Annotated in this window: 13 protein-coding genes; 5 read left to right on the plus strand and 8 right to left on the minus strand. The window is 70.4% G+C overall.

Annotated elements, in window-relative coordinates:
- Positions 1-123: 123 nt before the first annotated feature.
- From GSE44_RS21215 to GSE44_RS21235, 5 genes are all read right to left on the minus strand, one after another.
- Positions 124-1,437: a GNAT family N-acetyltransferase gene (locus GSE44_RS21215; protein ID WP_159350837.1), complete on the minus strand. Its 1,314-nt coding sequence runs from the start codon at positions 1,435-1,437 to the stop codon at positions 124-126.
- A gap of 574 nt (positions 1,438-2,011) precedes the next feature.
- Positions 2,012-3,367: a TldD/PmbA family protein gene (locus GSE44_RS21220; protein ID WP_235925025.1), complete on the minus strand. Its 1,356-nt coding sequence runs from the start codon at positions 3,365-3,367 to the stop codon at positions 2,012-2,014.
- Positions 3,364-4,671, minus strand: coding sequence for a M16 family metallopeptidase (locus GSE44_RS21225; RefSeq protein ID WP_159350838.1), 1,308 nt, complete (start codon positions 4,669-4,671; stop codon positions 3,364-3,366). Before GSE44_RS21225 ends, GSE44_RS21220 begins: the two co-directional genes overlap by 4 nt.
- 94 nt (positions 4,672-4,765) lie before the next feature.
- Positions 4,766-5,506: a restriction endonuclease gene (locus GSE44_RS21230; protein WP_235925038.1), complete on the minus strand. Its 741-nt coding sequence runs from the start codon at positions 5,504-5,506 to the stop codon at positions 4,766-4,768.
- Between the two features lie 145 nt (positions 5,507-5,651).
- Positions 5,652-6,728 (minus strand): S1C family serine protease, encoded by a 1,077-nt coding sequence (locus tag GSE44_RS21235; RefSeq protein ID WP_159350840.1) that lies wholly within the window; start codon positions 6,726-6,728, stop codon positions 5,652-5,654.
- Between the two features lie 243 nt (positions 6,729-6,971).
- Between GSE44_RS21235 and GSE44_RS21240 the strand changes: the two genes are divergently transcribed.
- On the plus strand, positions 6,972-7,247 hold the full coding sequence (locus tag GSE44_RS21240) for a hypothetical protein (protein WP_159350841.1): 276 nt from the start codon (positions 6,972-6,974) through the stop codon (positions 7,245-7,247).
- A gap of 57 nt (positions 7,248-7,304) precedes the next feature.
- On the opposite strand, the gene guaD is transcribed toward GSE44_RS21240, so the two are convergent.
- On the minus strand, positions 7,305-8,630 hold the full coding sequence (guaD, locus tag GSE44_RS21245) for a guanine deaminase (protein ID WP_235925026.1): 1,326 nt from the start codon (positions 8,628-8,630) through the stop codon (positions 7,305-7,307).
- 114 nt (positions 8,631-8,744) lie between these two features.
- On the opposite strand from guaD, the gene GSE44_RS21250 reads away from it, so the two are divergent.
- Positions 8,745-9,716, plus strand: coding sequence for a Bug family tripartite tricarboxylate transporter substrate binding protein (locus GSE44_RS21250; RefSeq protein ID WP_235925027.1), 972 nt, complete (start codon positions 8,745-8,747; stop codon positions 9,714-9,716).
- 31 nt (positions 9,717-9,747) lie between these two features.
- On the plus strand, positions 9,748-10,671 hold the full coding sequence (locus GSE44_RS21255; protein ID WP_235925028.1) for a bifunctional helix-turn-helix transcriptional regulator/GNAT family N-acetyltransferase: 924 nt from the start codon (positions 9,748-9,750) through the stop codon (positions 10,669-10,671).
- Positions 10,672-10,726: 55 nt separating this feature from the next.
- On the opposite strand, the gene pckA is transcribed toward GSE44_RS21255, so the two are convergent.
- Both pckA and GSE44_RS21265 read right to left on the minus strand, forming a co-directional pair.
- A complete protein-coding gene (gene pckA, locus GSE44_RS21260) occupies positions 10,727-12,334 on the minus strand; it encodes a phosphoenolpyruvate carboxykinase (ATP) (RefSeq protein ID WP_159350844.1) in 1,608 nt (535 codons plus the stop codon).
- Between the two features lie 142 nt (positions 12,335-12,476).
- Complete coding sequence (locus tag GSE44_RS21265) at positions 12,477-13,247, minus strand: HugZ family pyridoxamine 5'-phosphate oxidase (RefSeq protein ID WP_159350845.1); 771 nt, start codon at positions 13,245-13,247, stop codon at positions 12,477-12,479.
- A gap of 85 nt (positions 13,248-13,332) precedes the next feature.
- On the opposite strand from GSE44_RS21265, the gene GSE44_RS21270 reads away from it, so the two are divergent.
- Positions 13,333-14,034: a response regulator transcription factor gene (locus GSE44_RS21270; protein ID WP_159350846.1), complete on the plus strand. Its 702-nt coding sequence runs from the start codon at positions 13,333-13,335 to the stop codon at positions 14,032-14,034.
- A 216-nt stretch (positions 14,035-14,250) separates the two neighbouring features.
- Positions 14,251-15,936, plus strand: a complete 1,686-nt coding sequence (locus GSE44_RS21275; RefSeq protein ID WP_159350847.1) for a stimulus-sensing domain-containing protein — start codon at positions 14,251-14,253, stop codon at positions 15,934-15,936.
- Positions 15,937-15,983: the final 47 nt, after the last annotated feature.

Here is a 15,983-nt window from a genome sequence, read left to right on the forward strand (position 1 = left end):
GTTCACCGTTGCGCGGGCCCATCCCCGCCGGCGCTGGCCAGCAGGCGAAGTGCGGCTGTGGTCCTGCACGCGTCCGCGGCAGAACCGTTCTTTTCAGGATGTCCTCGCTGGCCGTTCCGGCGCTTAGCGCCCAGGCATGAGCCGCGCAGCCACGGTCTTCAGCGGCATCGCCCGTTGGCGCAGACGCAGCGCGGCACTTCGCAGCATGTCCCGAACCTGGCGCGCAGTGGCCTTCATCCTGCGGAGGCTTCGCTCCCGTGCTGCCAGCAGCGCGATGCCGAGTCCGCCATGCGATCGCAGATCGATGAGTATGTCCACCAGTTCCTGCCGCTCCGGCCAGCGCTCGGCCTGAAAGCCGACATCGCTGGCGTTGCAGGAGTCGGTTACCGCGACGGCAGGATCAGCGAGAAGCGTGCGGGTCGTATCCTCCAGCAGCAGCACGCCGGGCGAGGCGCGCCGGTGACCTTCATCGAAGGCGGTTCGCCAAGTGAAGGCGCTGGCACCGGAGTAAAGGATGATGCCCATGGCCAGCGGCTGGTCGTTCAGGCGAAGCGCATGGATCGCCACCTTCCCCTGCTTCGCCAATCCCTCAATCATGCGCCGGGTCAGCGCCGCGGTTGGCGGCTTCGAGGCCAGCGCGCTTCCGCGCCGGGCCTTCCAGCCGGAGGCCTCCAGGGAAAGGAACTCCTCGGTCTCAACCGAGATGGCCTTCGGCTCCCTCGCCACTGAAAATTCTAACTGGCCCGCTTTCGCAAGTTGCCGCCGCTGCCGTTCCAGCCCCTGCCGCCGGGTCTTAGACATCGAGGCCGCCCAGAAGGCCTTCGGGTCGGGGTGCGGCAACAGCCGAGCGCGCCAGCGTCCCCCGATCTTGGCGGTGTGCATGCGCTCCTCGCGGAGGACGGCGCGGAAATCGGGCAGGAGCTCTGCGTTCAGGTCGCAAAGCTGCACCAGGCCAGGCAGCGTGGGATCGGTGCGCGCCGCAATGAGCAGGGCGCGCAGGGCTGGCCGCAGCGCATCGCGGTCGAGGACCGGTGTGCCGAGATAGGCCAGAGGACTGACCGGGCTGATGAGCGCCTTCCGCGGCCATGCCGGGCGCGAGCGGCCCAGCAGCACGAGCCAGACGCCGACCAGACGTTGCGCCTCCGCCATCTCTGGTCCGTCCTGCCACGCGAGCAGAACGCGCAGTTGCCGGCCGGACTGCTCCGCCACAGCCAGCGCAAAGGCTGGCTCCATGAAAATGTTCGGCACTGCGGCGCGGGCGCAGAGCGCGCGCCACGGCGCCTCAAGGCTGGCAAAGGTCGGCGCGTCCACCACTTCCGCCCAGTGGCTGGTTCCGATCCCCATGGCCCCTGTGCCGAGCCCGGTGGACGTGGCGGCAACTGGCGCCATGCCCGGCGGCATGCCTGCCCGATCCAAGGTTTCGAATGTCGCGTTCATGCCGGCCACCGAGAGGGAAGGCCCAGGAGTAACCGCAGAGCGCCGCAGCCAGTATGGCGCATTGGGGCTACTTTCAATGGGATGTGCAACCGGACGCAACTCACGCGATCCAGGGACCTCCCTGCTGGGCATCGGCGCGCAACGGTATGGGTGAATGGCCACGAGCAAGGATGCCGACAACGGCGGCCGTCCGAGGGCGCACTACCGCACCCGGAACGGATGCGAGCACGATCTTGGCCTGACCATTGGTGCGCCCCGAACAACCGCACTCTTCTGAACAGGGAGAAAAGCGTCCGCGGCGGAGGGCTTCGAAGGGGCCAGCCGCTTGCTGCACTGATGTCTCTTCAATGCGCGATGCATTGCGGAGCAGCCGTTCCGCTCATGGCCACCTGCTGCCAGTTCCTGCCCTCCACCAAAGCCGCTGTTCCAGCTGGCTTCGACAAACCGGCCCGGCTGCGCGGCGTGGCAACACCGCCTGCGGCGCTCCCGCTGGTCGGCCAAACGGAAAGACTGATCGCGGGGTCCGGGGTGGCCGCTGCCACCCCGGTGGAGGTCCGGAGGCAGAGCCTCCGGCTTACGCACCCGCCATTGTCAGCCCTTCGATCCGCAGCGTTGGCGCATCAACGCCGCGGCGGAAGCGGAGGTCGTTGGCTGGCGTGATGTGCAGAAACATCTCCAGCAGGTTCCCGGCGATGGTGACGCCGGAGAAGGGCTCAGCGAGTTGGCCGTCACGGATCATAAAGCCGGAGGCGCCGCGGCTGTAGTCGCCGGTGAGGCCGTTGATGCTGCTGCCGATCATCTCGGTGACGAAGAGGCCTTCCTTGATGTCCGCCATCAGGGCTTCCGGCGTGAGCGGGCCGGGTTCGAGCCAGAGATTGGTGGTGGATGGGGAGGGCGGGCCGCCGACGGCGCGGGCGGCGCGGCCGTTGGATTGCAGGCCAAGCTGGCGGGCGGAGCGCCAGTCGAGGATCCAATGGTTGAGGATGCCGTCCTCGACGATGGCAAGCGGCGCCGTGGGCATGCCCTCGGCGTCGAAGGGGCGGGAGCGGAGGCCCCGGGGGCGGGTGGGGTCGTCCCGGATGGTCAGGCCGGGGGCCATGACGCGTTGACCCATCTTCTTCAGCAGGTAGCTGGTGCCGCGGGCGATGGCGGCGCCGTTCGCCGCGCTGGTGAGATGACCGAGGATGGAGCCGGCGACGCGCGGATCGTAGAGCACGGGCAGGCGCGCGGTGGCCGGTCGGATGGGGTTCAGGCGGCGGACGGCCCGTTCCCCGGCGTTGCGGCCGAGGGTTTCGGGATCGTCCAGGTCCGACAGGTGGGTGGCGGAGGAGTAGTCGTAGTCGCGCTCCATGCCCGTGCCTTGCCCGGCGAGGGCGGTGACGGAGAGGCTGTGGCCGCTGCGGGTATAGGTGCCGGTAAAGCCGTTGGAGGCGGCCAGGGCGATCACCGTGCGGCTCCAGCCGGCATCCGCGCCTTCGGAGTTGGTGACGCCCGGGATGGCGCGGGCGGTGTCCTCGGCGCGGCGGGCGCGAGCGGTAAGGACGGCGACGTCAGGCTCGACGCCGTCATCCATGTCCAGTGGCAGGTCGGCCAAAGCGGGCACGCGGTCGGGAAGGTAGCCGTAGGGGTCCTCCGGCACGGCGCGGGCCATGGCGACGGCGCGTTCGGCCAGGGCCGCGAAGCCCTGGGGGTCGGCGTCGGTGGTGGAGACGATGGCCTGGCGCTTTCCGAGGAAGACGCGGAGCCCGATGTCGAAGCCTTCCGAGCGCTCGACATTCTCCACCTCGCCCAGCCGCATCTGGACCGAGAGGGAGGCGCCGGCGGCGAGCATGGCATCCGCCGCATCAGCCCCCGCCGCGCGGGCGGCGGCGACGAGGGTGGCGAGGGTTTCCCGCGGGTCGGCCTTCTGGCGATCGAGCGTGGTGCTCACGCGGCGAGCCTTTCGACGACTTCCGGCAGGTGCGGCACACGGCCGGCCGGGCCGAGCGCCGCGAGGGTGGGCGGGGCGCGGAAGGCGCGCATGGCGGCCTGCTGGACCTGTTCCACGGTGACGGCGGCGATCTTGGCCTTGGTTTCCTCCACCGGGATCAGGCGGCCATGCACCTGGAGCTGGCGGGCGAGCTGCTCGCAGCGGGAGCCGGTGGATTCGAGGGACATGAGGACGGAGGCGCGGAGTTGGGCCTTGGCGCGGGCCAGTTCTTCCTCGGTCACATCATGCTGGACGCGGCGGAGTTCCTCCAGCGTCGCGGGCATGAGTTCCGCGGCCTGCTCCTCGCCGGTGCCGGCATAGATCGTGAAGAGGCCGGCATCCCGGTACGGGGAGTGGAAGGAATAGACCGAGTAGACGAGGCCGCGGCGCTCGCGGATCTCCTGGAACAGGCGGGATGACATGCCGCCGCCGAGGATCGTAGAGAGCAGCATCGTCGGGTAATGCATCGGGTCGCCATAGGCGGGGCCGGGGAAGCCGAGGAGGAGGTGGACCTGGTCGAGGTCGCGCTCCTCGCGGAACTCGCCGCCAGTGTAGCGGGCGGGCTCGGCCTGGTGCTGGTCGATGCTGGGAAGGTCGGCGAAGTGCTTCTTCGTCAGATCGACGAGCTGGTCATGGTCCACGGCGCCGGCGGCGGCGATGACCATGCGGGAAGGGCCGTAGTGGCGGCGCATGTAGCCCGTCAGCGCCTCACGCGGCAGCTTCTCGATGATGGAGGCGGGACCAAGGGTCGGGCGGCCCATGGGCTGGCCGGCATAGGCCGTGTCCTGGAAGTGGTCGAAGATGATGTCGTCGGGCGTGTCGTTCGCCTGACCGATCTCCTGCAGGATCACGCCGCGCTCGCGCTCCACCTCATCCGGGGCGAAGGAGGAGTGGGTGAGAATGTCGCCGAGGATGTCGGCGGCCAGCGGCAGGTCCTCCTTCAGGACCTTGGCGTAATAGGCGGTGGTCTCGCGCGCCGTGTAGGCGTTCAGGTGGCCGCCGACGGCCTCGATCTCGCGGGCGATGGCCTGGGCGTCGCGCTTTTCCGTGCCCTTGAAGGCCATGTGCTCGAGGAAGTGGGAGACGCCGTTCTCATGCGCTTCCTCGTCGCGCGTGCCGGTATGGGCATAGGCGCCGATGGAGGCGGTCTCCACGCGGGTCATGCTGTCGGAGACGATGGTGAGGCCATTGGAAAGGCGGGTGAGACGGACGGCGCCGCCGTTCAGCGCGGGGTCGGTGGCGGCGGCCAAAGTGTGCTCGGTCATGCGGGTGGGTTGGCTTCCGGGAACATGGGGGGCGTTTCTGGGGTGAATGTAGGGAGTTCGCGGGCGTGGTGCGAGGCACGAGGCCGGGATGGGCTCAGCGCGCGGCCTGGCGGAAGGGCTGGGGCGGCGCGGGCGGGGGTAGCGGGAGGGCCTGGGGCGCGGCGGCGCGGCGGGGTGATTCCGGCGTTTCCGGGGCCATGCGCGGGCAAAGCAGGATGAAGCCTGCGAGCACCATGGCGGGGATGGCGGGGCCGGGGAGGCGCCAGGGAGCGGACTTCTTCGGCCGGCGCGCGGGGCGGCGGCGGGCGCGGGTGGGCGGATCGGCCGGCGCGATCGCCTGGCTGGCGGGGAAGTGGAACAGGCTGTCGGCGCGCGGCAGGTCCGAGACATGCAGGAGGAGCACGCCGGTGCGGGCGGCAAGGGCATGGGCCGCGGCGGTGAAGGTGGCGTTGGAAACGACCACGGCGCCATCGGCCCCGGCATAGCCGCGGCCGGCCAAGGCTTCCTGCACCGCCTTGTTGCCGACGGGACGGCCGTAGAGCTTGCATTGCAGCACGACGCTGCGGCCGGATTTGCGGGCCAGCACGTCCACGCCCTGGTCGCCGGAGCCACGGCCGACAGTGACGGACCAGCCGCGCGCGGCCAGGGCATCGGCGCAATGCTGCTCGAACTCGCGGGGGGTGAGGCTGGGGGCGGGGGTGGCTTGCGGGGTGGGGGCGGGTGGCGCTTCGGCCAGGGCGCCATGGGCAATGACGAGGACGACGGCAAAGGCAAGGAGCGCGAGCGCGGCGAGCAGCAGCCCCATGCCCATGCCCTCCCGGCGTTCCTTGGCCACCGGCAAGCGGCCGGGCGCCTGTCCGGGGGGCTTGCGACTCGGGGCCAGATGGCCGGGCAGGCCTTTTAGGTGCCGTTCTTCACAGGGAACTTCAACATGGGGGGCTAAGAGCGCTTCGGGGTGACCCGGTGGCTCTGCCGCCGGGTCAGCGCTCGCAGCGGATGAACACCGTCGCCCGTTCCGCGATCTCGCCCACATCCGCCGCGCTGCGGTCCTGCCCGGTGCTGCTGGCTGCCGCGGGTGTGACGCCCGTCGCGCGCAGGAAGGCGGCCGCGCGGTCGCCGCGCACGGCGAAGTTGATGTTCTGCGCGATGTCGCCCGTGCGGCCCGCGACGGCCTGGGCGTTCAGCTTCGAGACAACGACGCCAACCACGTTGCCCTGCATGTCCAGCAGCGGGCCGCCGGAGTTGCCGGGCTGCACGGGGGCGCTGATCTGGATCTGGTCGGGGTTGTCGCGCAGGCCAGCGAGACCGTTGATCTCGCCGCGCGTCAGCTTCGCATCGGAGGAGAGCAGGCCGCTGAGCGGATAGCCATAGGCGACGACCCCCTCGCCCCGGCGCAGCGGCGGGTCCTGGCGGAAGGCGAGCACGGGGCCGGTGAGGCCGGGAACGGCGAGGAGGGCGAGGTCCAGCTTCGCATCGGTGCGGGCCGGGGGGACGGCGGCGTGGTTGCGGCCGTCCGGGCCGCGCACCAGCACGCGGTTGCAGGAATCGACCACGTGGCGGTTGGTCAGCACGCGCTCTCCGGCCACGAGGAAGCCGGTGCCGGTGGCGGCGCGCACGCCGGGGCGCGGCACCGCCTCGGGCGGGGTGGGGGCGTTGGGCGTCGGGCGTGGCGCCGTCCCGGCCGCGGCGACGGAGGCGGGTTCCAGCGGCACGTCGCGCTGGGCGCAGATGTCCTGCCCGCGCGAGACCGCCTCCCGCCCATCGGCGAGTACCAGCTTCACGTCGAAGCGGCAGCCGGCCTGCGGATCGGGGCGGAGGCGGTAGGCGCGCCCGTCGGCGAGGTTCCGCGGCAGGAGGTTGCCGCCCCAGTCCGGCCGGCCGCTGCGGACGGCGAAAAGGGCGGTGGCGTCCTGCCCGGTGCGGTTCAGCACGCGGAAGCCCTCCTCGGCCTGGGCTGCCGTGGGCGGCGCCGGGGTGGGGGCCTGGGCCAGGCCGGACCCGGCGAGGGCAGGGGCGAGGGCGAGGGAAAGGACGGTCGCAAGGATGGGGGCGCGCATGGACAGGCGATGTGTGGAAGCGGGGCTTCTACGTCAATGAGGCTGTGTGGGAGGGGAGGCTTCGAGATGGAGCGGGCCGTGCCTCGGGGCGGTCCCTGAGTTTTTTTGGCCGCACTTCATTTCCTACCGCAATTCCGCCGCGCAAGCCCTGGAAAAGCCCGGTGACGCGCGCTCCGTCGCGCCCTAGAAGAGCCCACCCCGGCCGCGGAACGGAATAACGGGGCCCAGACCAAGGACGAACCAGTGATCAAGACGATCCTCAAGGCCGCGTTGCTCCCGTCGCTGGCGGTGCTGGCAGCCTGCACCACGACGCCCCCGGCGCCCACCGTTGCGCCGCTGCCCGAGGAGGCTTTCCGGCCGGCCTGCGAGCAGCGCTTCCCGGGTGCGACCCCCTTTGCCATCAGCAAGTGCATGTACGAGGAACTGGACAAGTCGCGCGGCGTCACGCCGGCCAGCGCCACCACGGCACCCGAGCCCGCCCCGGCTCCCGCCCCGGCCCCGGCGCGCCGCCGCCGCTGAGGCAGGCCTGACGGTTCCGCCGCCCCGCCCGAGCGATCGGGCGGGGCGGTTGCGTTTTCAGGGGTGTGGTTCGGCGGCCTCCCGGTCGTGCGCCAAGCGGCCGGCCACATAGGTTGCGCGCACTGCGCGTTCGTCCCCGAGCGCCATCAGCGCGAAGAGCCGGTCCGCTGGATCGGAGGCGGCTTCGGTGCGCAGGGCCAGCGCAGGCGTCGCCTGCGGATCGAGCACCACCAGATCGGCCTCCATTCCCGGCGCCAGCGTGCCGATGCGGTTCTCGAGCCGCAGCGCCTCGGCCCCGCCCCGCGTGGCGAGCCAGAGGGCCTGGGCGGGGTGCAGCCGCGCGCCCCGCATCCGCGCCACCTTATAGGCATCGCCCAGGGTGCGGAGGGTGGAGAGGCCGGTGCCGCCGCCCACGTCGCTGCCGAGGCCGACGCGCAGCCCCGCCGCCTTCGCGTCATGCAGCCGGAACAGCCCGCTGCCGAGGAAGAGGTTGGAGCTGGGGCAATGCGCCACGCCGCAGCCGCTCCGCCGCAGCGCATGCAGGTCGTATTCCGTGACGTGGACGGCATGGCCCATCACCGCGCGCGGGCCTGCCAGCCCGGCGCGTGCATAGACGCCGAGATAGGAAGGGGATTCCGGAAAGAGTTCCCGCACCCAGGCGATCTCGGCCTCGGTCTCGCAGAGATGGGTCTGCACATAGGTGCCGGGGTTGTCGCACCAGAGTTGCCCCGCGGCCGCGAGCGCCGCATCCGTGCAGGCAGGGGCGAAGCGCGGGGTGATGGCGTAGAGCAGGCGGCCACGCCCGTGCCAGCGGGCGATCAGCCGTCGCGTGGCGGGGATGCCGTGGTCGGCGCCGTCCAGCAGCTCGTCCGGCGCGTTGCGGTCCATCAGCACCTTGCCGGCGATGATGCGCAAGCCGAGGCGCTCGGCCTCGGCGAAGAGCGCATCGGCCGAATGCTCGTGCACAGTGCAGTAGACGCAGGCGGTGGTGGTGCCGGCCCGCAGCAATTCGCGAAGGAAGATCCGCGCGATACGCGCGGCATGGGCGGCATCGGCGAAGCCCGCCTCAGTGGGGTAGGTGTAGCGGCGCAGCCAGTCCAGCAGCGTCTCGCCGAAGGCGCCGGTTATTTCCAGCTGCGGGTAGTGGACATGGGCATCGATGAAGCCGGGGGAGATGGTGCCCTCGGGGTAGTGGTGTACCGGCATGTCGGCGGGATGCCGGGCGCGCTCGGTGGCATGGTCGCCGAAGCCGATGATGGTCCCGCCGCGCATGACCACCAGCGCATCGGGGCAATGCAGCAGCGCCTCCCCGGCCTCGCCCTGGAAGGGATCGTGCCGGAAGGTGAAGGCTTGGCCGCGCAAACCGAGCAATCCGTCCGTCACGCGCCTCTCCGTCCTGCCGCCCGCATCATGACACCGCGCGGGGTGCGGTGAAGACTGCTTGCGGCCGGCCCGCGCCCATGCCCTGCTGCGGGCAACTTCGGGATGGAAACGACCATGCGACGCCGCCAGATCCTGCCGCTCCTCGCGGCCCCGGCCCTCATCACCCGCGCCTCGGCCCAGGGGTCGGCGCAGGGGCGGCCGATCACTCTCGTGGTGCCCTATGCGGCCGGCGGCGGCACCGACATCGTGGCGCGGGAACTCGCGCCGATCCTCATGGAGACGCTCGGCCAGAACGTCATCATCGAGAACCGCGGCGGCGCGGCAGGGCATGTCGGCACCGTCTCGGTCACGCGGGCGCGGCCGGACGGGACGACGCTGCTCTTCGCGGTTTCCACCAACATCGTGGTGAACCCGCATCTGCAGCGGAACGACCGGGTGGATCTTTCCACCGCGCTGGCGCCGGTGGCGAAGGCCAGCTCCTACCAATACCTCCTCGTCATCGATCCGAGGGTGCAGGCCAGGACGCTGCAGGAGCTGATCGCGGCCGGGAAGGCGCCGGGGGCGGGTTTCACCTATTCCTCGGCGGGCGTTGGCTCGAACAACCATCTTGCCGGGCTGCTCTTCTCCGAGGCGGCAGGGGTGCCGATGGAGCACATCTCCTATCGCGGCACCGCCCCAGCCTTGCAGGACGTGGTGGCCGGGCGGGTGACGATGAACTTCTCCTCCCCGCCGCCGGCGGTGCCGCTGGCGCGGGATGGGCGGCTGCGGCCGATCGCGGTGACGGGCGAGCGCCGGCTTCCTTCCATGCCCGAGGTGCCGACGCTGGCCGAGGCGGGGCTTCCCGGCATCGTCATTCTCGGCTGGCACGGGATTTTTGCCCCGGCGGGGGTGCCGGAGGCCGAGATGAACCGGCTGGAGGCGGCGGCCAACAAGGCGATCCGCGACCCGCGCTTCAACCGCAGCCTGGAGCGGGATGGGCTGGAGCTTGCGGCCGAGCGGCCACGCGCGGATTTCGCGCGGGAGATCAAGGAGGAATACGCCTTCTGGGGCCGCAAGGCGCGGGAGCTGGACCTGAAGGCGGAGTGACGAAAAAGGTTGACGGCGGCAAGGATTTTTCTTGACGTTGTCAACTATGAACGATGGCGTCGATGCGCTGCGGCGATTCAGCCGGCTCTATACACGGGAGGTGGGGGCACTCGGACCACTGCCGGGCGGCGACCTGCCGCTGACCGAGGCGCGGGTGCTGTTCGAGCTCGCCTCCCGCGATGGCGCGACGGCGGGGGAGTTGGGGCGCGAGCTGGGGCTGGATGCCGGGCATCTTTCCCGCATCCTCGCGCGCTTCCGCGAGCGCGGATGGCTGCTGCGGGAGCGTGACGCGGCGGATGCGCGGCGGCAGCCGCTTCAGCTAACCGGCGCGGGGCGGGAGGCCTTCGCGGGGCTGGACCAGGCGGCGCGGGAGCGGATGGCGGCGCTGCTCGGCACCTTGCCGGATGAGGGGCGGGCGCAGCTGGTGGAGGCCGTGACGGGTGTTTCGGGCCTGCTCGACCGCGCCGCGCCGGCTTCGCCCATCCTCATCCGCCACCACCGGCCGGGCGACCTGGGCTGGGTGGTGCAGCGGCATGGCGCGATCTACGCGGCCGAATACGGTTTCGACGGGCGGTTCGAGGCGCTTGTGGCGCGGGTGGCGGCGGATTTCCTGGACGGGCATGACCCGGCGCGGGAGGTGGCGCTGATCGCGGAGCGGGATGGGCTGCGCCTGGGCTCCGTGATGGTTGTGCGCGTCTCCGACGATGTGGCGAAGCTGCGGCTGCTGATCCTGGAGCCCGCCGCGCGCGGGCAGGGGCTGGGCAAGCGGCTGGTGCGGGAGGCGGAGGCCTTCGCCCGCGCGGCAGGCTATCGCCGCATGGTGCTCTGGACGCAATCCTGCCTGGTGGCGGCGCGTGGCATCTATGCCGGCTGTGGCTGGCGGCTCGTGGAGGCGACGCCGAACGAGGCCTTCGGGCAGGCGCTGGTTTCGGAAAGCTGGGAGCGGGATCTCTGAACGGAAAAGGGGGGCCTTGCGGCCCCCCTTCCCATTTTCACCTTGTGGAGGTGGTTCAGGCGGCGGCCTTGATCGCCGCCTTCTTCACGTCCTCGCTGACCGCGCCCGCGAAGGTCTCAAAGTTCTTCTCGAAGCGGGACTGCAGGTCCTTGGCGGTCTTGTCGTAGCCGGCCTTGTCCGACCAGCTGTCGCGCGGGTTCAGCACCTCGGCCGGAACGCCTTCCAGCACCTTCGGGATGGCAAGGCCGAAGAACGGCTCCTGCACGAACTCGCCCTTGGCGAGGCTGCCATCCAGCGCGGCGCGCAGCAGGGCGCGGGTGTGCTGGATGCTCATGCGCTTGCCGGTGCCATAGGCGCCGCCGGTCCAGCCGGTGTTCACCAGCCACACCTGCGCTCCGTGCTTGGAGATCAGCTGCTCCAGCATCTTGCCGTACACCTCGGGGTGGCGCGGCAGGAAGGGGGCGCCGAAGCAGGTGGAGAAGGTCGCCTGCGGCTCCTTGCCCAACCCCTTCTCCGTGCCCGCGACGCGCGCGGTGTAGCCGGAGAGGAAGTGGTACATGGCCTGCGCCGGCGTCAGCTTGCTGATCGGGGGCAGCACGCCGAAGGCATCGGCCGTCAGCATCACGACGTTCTTCGGGATGCCCGCCATGCCGCCCTGCACCGTGTTCGGGATGAACTCGATCGGGTAGCAGGAGCGCGTGTTCTCGGTGAGGGAGTTGTCCTCGAGGTCGAGATGGCCGCGCTCATCGGCGACGACATTCTCGAGCACGGCGCCGAAGCGGTGGGACGCGTCCCAGATCTGCGGCTCGGCCTCACGCGAGAGCTTGATGACCTTGGCGTAGCAGCCGCCCTCGAAGTTGAAGACGCCCGTGTCGGACCAGCCGTGCTCGTCATCGCCGATCAGCGCGCGCTCGGGATCGGAGGACAGCGTCGTCTTGCCGGTGCCGGAGAGGCCGAAGAACAGCGCGGTGTCACCGGCCTTGCCGACATTGGCCGAGCAATGCATCGGCAGCACGCCCTTGGCCGGCAGCAGCCAGTTCATGACGGTGAAGATGCTCTTCTTGATCTCGCCCGCGTAGCTGGTGCCCGCGATCGCGATGACCTTCTTCGCGAAGGACAGGCCGATCATCGTGGTGCTGCCCGCACGGCCGCCATCGGTGGCGGGGTTCGCCTCCATCTCCGGGGCGTGCAGGATCACGAAGTCGGGCTCGAAGCCCGCGAGTTCCTCCACCGGCGGGCGGATGAACATGTTGCGTGCGAACATGGCGTGCCAGGCGTTCGGCGTGACGAGGCGCACCTTGATGCGGTGCTCGGGATCGGCGCCGGCATAGAGGTCCTGCGTGAAGAGCTCGCCCTGCTGGCCAAGATATTCGCGCACGCGGGTGGTGAAGGTCTCGAACTTCGCCGGATCGAGCTTCTGGTTGACCTTGCCCCACCAGATCTCCTTCGAAACCTCGGGATCATCGGCCACGAACTTGTCCTGCACGGAGCGGCCGGTGTGCTGCCCGGTGACGGCGATGAAGGCGCCATCGGCCGAGAGGCGGCCTTCGCCCCGGCGCAGCGCATGCGAAGTCAGTCCCGGCGCGGTGAGGTTGGCATGGACGGTGTTGGGGGCGGACACGCCGGTGCCGGACAGGGCGCGGACGGTGCTGAGTTCGATCATGAGTCGGCGATAGCCTCCGGCTGGCTCGGGCCGCTGAGCGCCAGCGGCCTGTGCTTAACTATGGGCGCAGGTATAGCGGCATCCTGAGGCCGAAATACGTCAAAAGTCACTGTTTGGGCAGGTAACCGGACCGTTACTTAAGTCATCGCGGAACAGGGCTATGTTGCAGTGCACTTAACAAACCGCCCTCATCCGAAACGACTCCGGGGAATTCGAGGAAGAGGACCCGCCCTGTCTGGTGTTCCACGAGATCGTAGCCATCGGGAGAAAGGGCACCGACCTGCCATTCGCCCTCGGGACCTCCGAGTCGGCTCGCCAGGGCAGCGGGCAGCTCCGGTTCCGCCGTGAGCCTCGCGCGGATCGCCGGTTCGGCGGCGGCCAGTGCCGCCACCGCCGCCGGGTCGGGCGCCAGCTCCGCCGCGCGCAGCCGGTGCGCCCGGCCGAAGCCCAGCACCATCAGCCCGGCCTGCGGCACCACGCGCCACAGGCTGAAATCCGCGAAATCCGCATATATTTCCGCATAGGGGTGCCGCGCCAGCCAGCGGGCCTTCAGCCGGGCATCCTCCACCCGTTCCGCCTGGCCGGTGATGCTTACCCGTGGGGCGGTCTGGGGGTTGGGATCCTCCGCAGGCCCCTGGAAAAGCAGGCCGCAGCGCGGGTCCCGCGAGAGCTGACGCGTGTGCTCGGACAGGGTGGAGAGCCAGAGCAGCACCGCGCCATCGGCGGCAATGGCCGGGGTGACGAGGGAGACGAAGGGTTGCCCGCCTTCCCCGGCGGTGGCCAGGCTGGCGGAGGCCGCGCCACGCATGATGCGGCGGGCGGCGAGGCCGTGATCCGGGCGGGAATCCCCCTGTTGGGAATCTTCTGGCCGGGGATCGCCGCCTGCCGCCTCTCCCCCCTGCTGCGCTGTCATGGCATCCTCCCGCCACAATCGGGCCCGATGCTACAGCCCTGGGTCCTGTTCCGTAGTCCACCCGGACCAAGCCTTGAGGACGCCGATGCCCCATACCATCGCCCTGGTGGATGACGACCGCAACATTCTGACCTCCGTCTCCATGACGCTGGAGCAGGAGGGCTTCACCGTCCGTACCTATACGGATGGGGAAAGCGCGCTGCAGGGGCTGATGGCCCGGCCAGTGGACCTCGCGGTGCTCGACATCAAGATGCCGCGCATGGATGGGATGGAACTGCTCCAGCGCCTGCGCCAGCGCAGCGGCATGCCGGTGATCTTCCTGACCTCCAAGGATGACGAGCTGGACGAGCTGATGGGCCTGCGGCTTGGCGCCGACGACTACATCACCAAGCCCTTCTCCCAGCGCCTGTTGCTGGAGCGTATCCGTACCCTGCTGCGCCGGAACGAGGCCAGCCGCGCCGAGGGCTCCGGCACGCCCCAGGGCGGCGTCATCGCGCGCGGCGACCTGGTGCTGGACGAGACGAAGCACACCTGCACCTGGAAGGGTAAGCCGGTGCAGCTGACGGTGACGGAGTTCCTGCTGGTGAAGGCCCTGGCCGTGCGGCCCGGCATGGTGAAGAACCGGGACCAGCTGATCGACGCAGCCTATGGCGAGAACATCTATGTGGATGACCGCACGATTGACAGCCATGTGAAGCGGGTGCGCAAGAAGTTCCGCGCGACGGACGACACCTTCGGGCAGATCGAGACGCTCTACGGGATCGGGTACCGGTACAAGGAGGCCTGAGCGGCCCCCGGAGGCTCTGCCTCCGGACCTCCGCCGGGCTGGCCTGTCAGTCGCCTGAGGTCATCGACCTCAGGCGCGCCTCAAACAGATCGCGGGGTCCGGGGGCCGCGTCCGGCCCCCCGGTGGGGTCCAGAGGCAAAGCCCCTGGGAGCTACCGCCACTCCATCGCCACCGCACGGACTCACCGCCGGCCCAAAACTGGCCTAGGATGCACCCATGCCGGACGCCAGCGGCCCCGTCTCGACCGAACTTCCCCCGCCCGTTCCCTTGGAGCGGCGCGGTACGGGCCGGCGCATCTCGCCGCTTCTGCGGCGCATCCTGCTGGTCAACATGCTGCCGCCCTTCCTGCTGGGCGCCACGCTTCTCTATCTGGACCAGTACCAGGACGGGCTGCTGGCAGCCGAGGTGCAGGGACTGCGCACCCAGGCGCGCATCTATGCCAACGGCATCGCCGAGGCCGGTGTCCGCATCCAGGACGACCGCGCCACGCTGGTGCCGGAGGTGGCGCGGCCGCTGCTGCGGCGGCTGACGGAGCCGAGCACCGGCACTCAGGCGAAGTTGTTCGACAACAACGGCCTGCTGGTGGCCGACAGCCGGGTCCGCGAAGGTCCCGGCGGCGCCATCGTCACCGAGCCACTGCAGCCGCCGAGCCAGCCGGGGCCGGTTTCGGGCGTGCTCGGCCGTGCCTATGAGGCGGTGCTGGAATGGCTGCCCCGCCCCCGCGTGCATGGCCCGGCAGTGGTGGTGGACGAGACACCGGGCGCGCCTTCCTTCGATTGGCAGCCCGATCTCGGGCCCGACCGGCGGGAGGAGCTGCGGCTGGCGCTGGAGGGCGGGGTGAACCCCTATGTCCGGCGCACCTCGGACGGGCGGCTGCTGGTTTCGGTGGCGGAGCCGGCACGGCGGGCGAACCAGCCGGTGGGCATCGTTCTCCTCACGCGGGAGGCGCGGGAGGTGGACCAGCGGGTGATGGAGATCCGCGGCTCGGTGCTCGCGCTGTTCGCCATGGCGCTGGCGCTGACGGTGGCGCTCTCGCTTTATCTGGCGCGGACGCTGGCCTCGCCGATGCTGGAGCTGGCCGCCTCGGCAGCCTCGATGCGGGCGGGCAAGGGACGGGGCGGTTCGGTGCCCGCGCCGCTGATGCAGCGCCAGGACGAGATCGGCATCCTCGCCCGCGCGCTGCAGAGCGGCACCAATGCGCTCTGGGCCCGGGTGGATGCCAATGAGCGCTTCGCGGCGGATGTGGCGCATGAGCTGCGCAACCCGCTCACCTCCGTCCGCTCGGCGATCGAGACGCTGCGGCGCGTGGAGAACCCGGATCAGCAGAAGCGGCTTCTGGCCATCATCGCCGAGGATGCGGTGCGGATGGACCGGTTGATCGGCGACATCTCGGACAGCTCGCGCGTCGATGCCGAGCTGTCCCGCTCGGTCGCCGAGCCGGTGGATGTGGCGCCCATCCTTTCCACCCTGGCCGAGCTGCATGCAGCCACGCGGGGGGAGGGTGATCCGACGATGGAACTCGATGCGCCGGCGCGGCTGGTGGTGCGCGGGGTGGAGGGGCGCCTGGTGCAGGTGTTCCGTAACCTGCTGGGCAATGCGCAGTCCTTCTCACCGCCGAACGGCGTCGTCCGCGTCCGCGCGCGTCCGACGGGGGCGATGGCGGAGATCTCCATCGAGGATGAGGGGCCGGGCATCCCCGAGGCCAAGCTCGAGGGCATTTTCGACCGGTTCTATACCGAACGCCCAAGCGGCGAGCGCTTCGGCCAGCACTCCGGCCTGGGCCTCTCGATCTCCCGCCAGATCGTCGAGGGACTGGGTGGGCGCATCATGGCGGAGAACCGACGCAAGGCGGATGGTACCATTGCGGGGGCGCGCTTCGTGGTGCGGCTGCCGGTGACCTGAGGCACCCTGGTTGCCCCAGGAACCTCAGGTTCCTGGCGGAGGGGTCC

It is taken from the genome of Muricoccus harenae, from assembly GCF_009848505.1.
In the GTDB taxonomy this organism is placed as follows: domain Bacteria; phylum Pseudomonadota; class Alphaproteobacteria; order Acetobacterales; family Acetobacteraceae; genus Roseomonas; species Roseomonas harenae.

Excerpts from the sequence above, each read along its gene's own strand:
- GSE44_RS21275 (WP_159350847.1), top strand. The coding sequence starts at position 14,251 with ATGCCGGACGCCAGCGGCCCCGTCTCGACCGAACTTCCCCCGCCCGTT.
- GSE44_RS21235 (WP_159350840.1), bottom strand. The coding sequence starts at position 6,728 with ATGCGCGCCCCCATCCTTGCGACCGTCCTTTCCCTCGCCCTCGCCCCT.
- GSE44_RS21250 (WP_235925027.1), top strand. The coding sequence starts at position 8,745 with ATGCGACGCCGCCAGATCCTGCCGCTCCTCGCGGCCCCGGCCCTCATC.
- GSE44_RS21270 (WP_159350846.1), top strand. The coding sequence starts at position 13,333 with ATGCCCCATACCATCGCCCTGGTGGATGACGACCGCAACATTCTGACC.
- GSE44_RS21215 (WP_159350837.1), bottom strand. The coding sequence starts at position 1,437 with ATGAACGCGACATTCGAAACCTTGGATCGGGCAGGCATGCCGCCGGGC.
- GSE44_RS21225 (WP_159350838.1), bottom strand. The coding sequence starts at position 4,671 with ATGACCGAGCACACTTTGGCCGCCGCCACCGACCCCGCGCTGAACGGC.
- pckA (WP_159350844.1), bottom strand. The coding sequence starts at position 12,334 with ATGATCGAACTCAGCACCGTCCGCGCCCTGTCCGGCACCGGCGTGTCC.
- GSE44_RS21265 (WP_159350845.1), bottom strand. The coding sequence starts at position 13,247 with ATGACAGCGCAGCAGGGGGGAGAGGCGGCAGGCGGCGATCCCCGGCCA.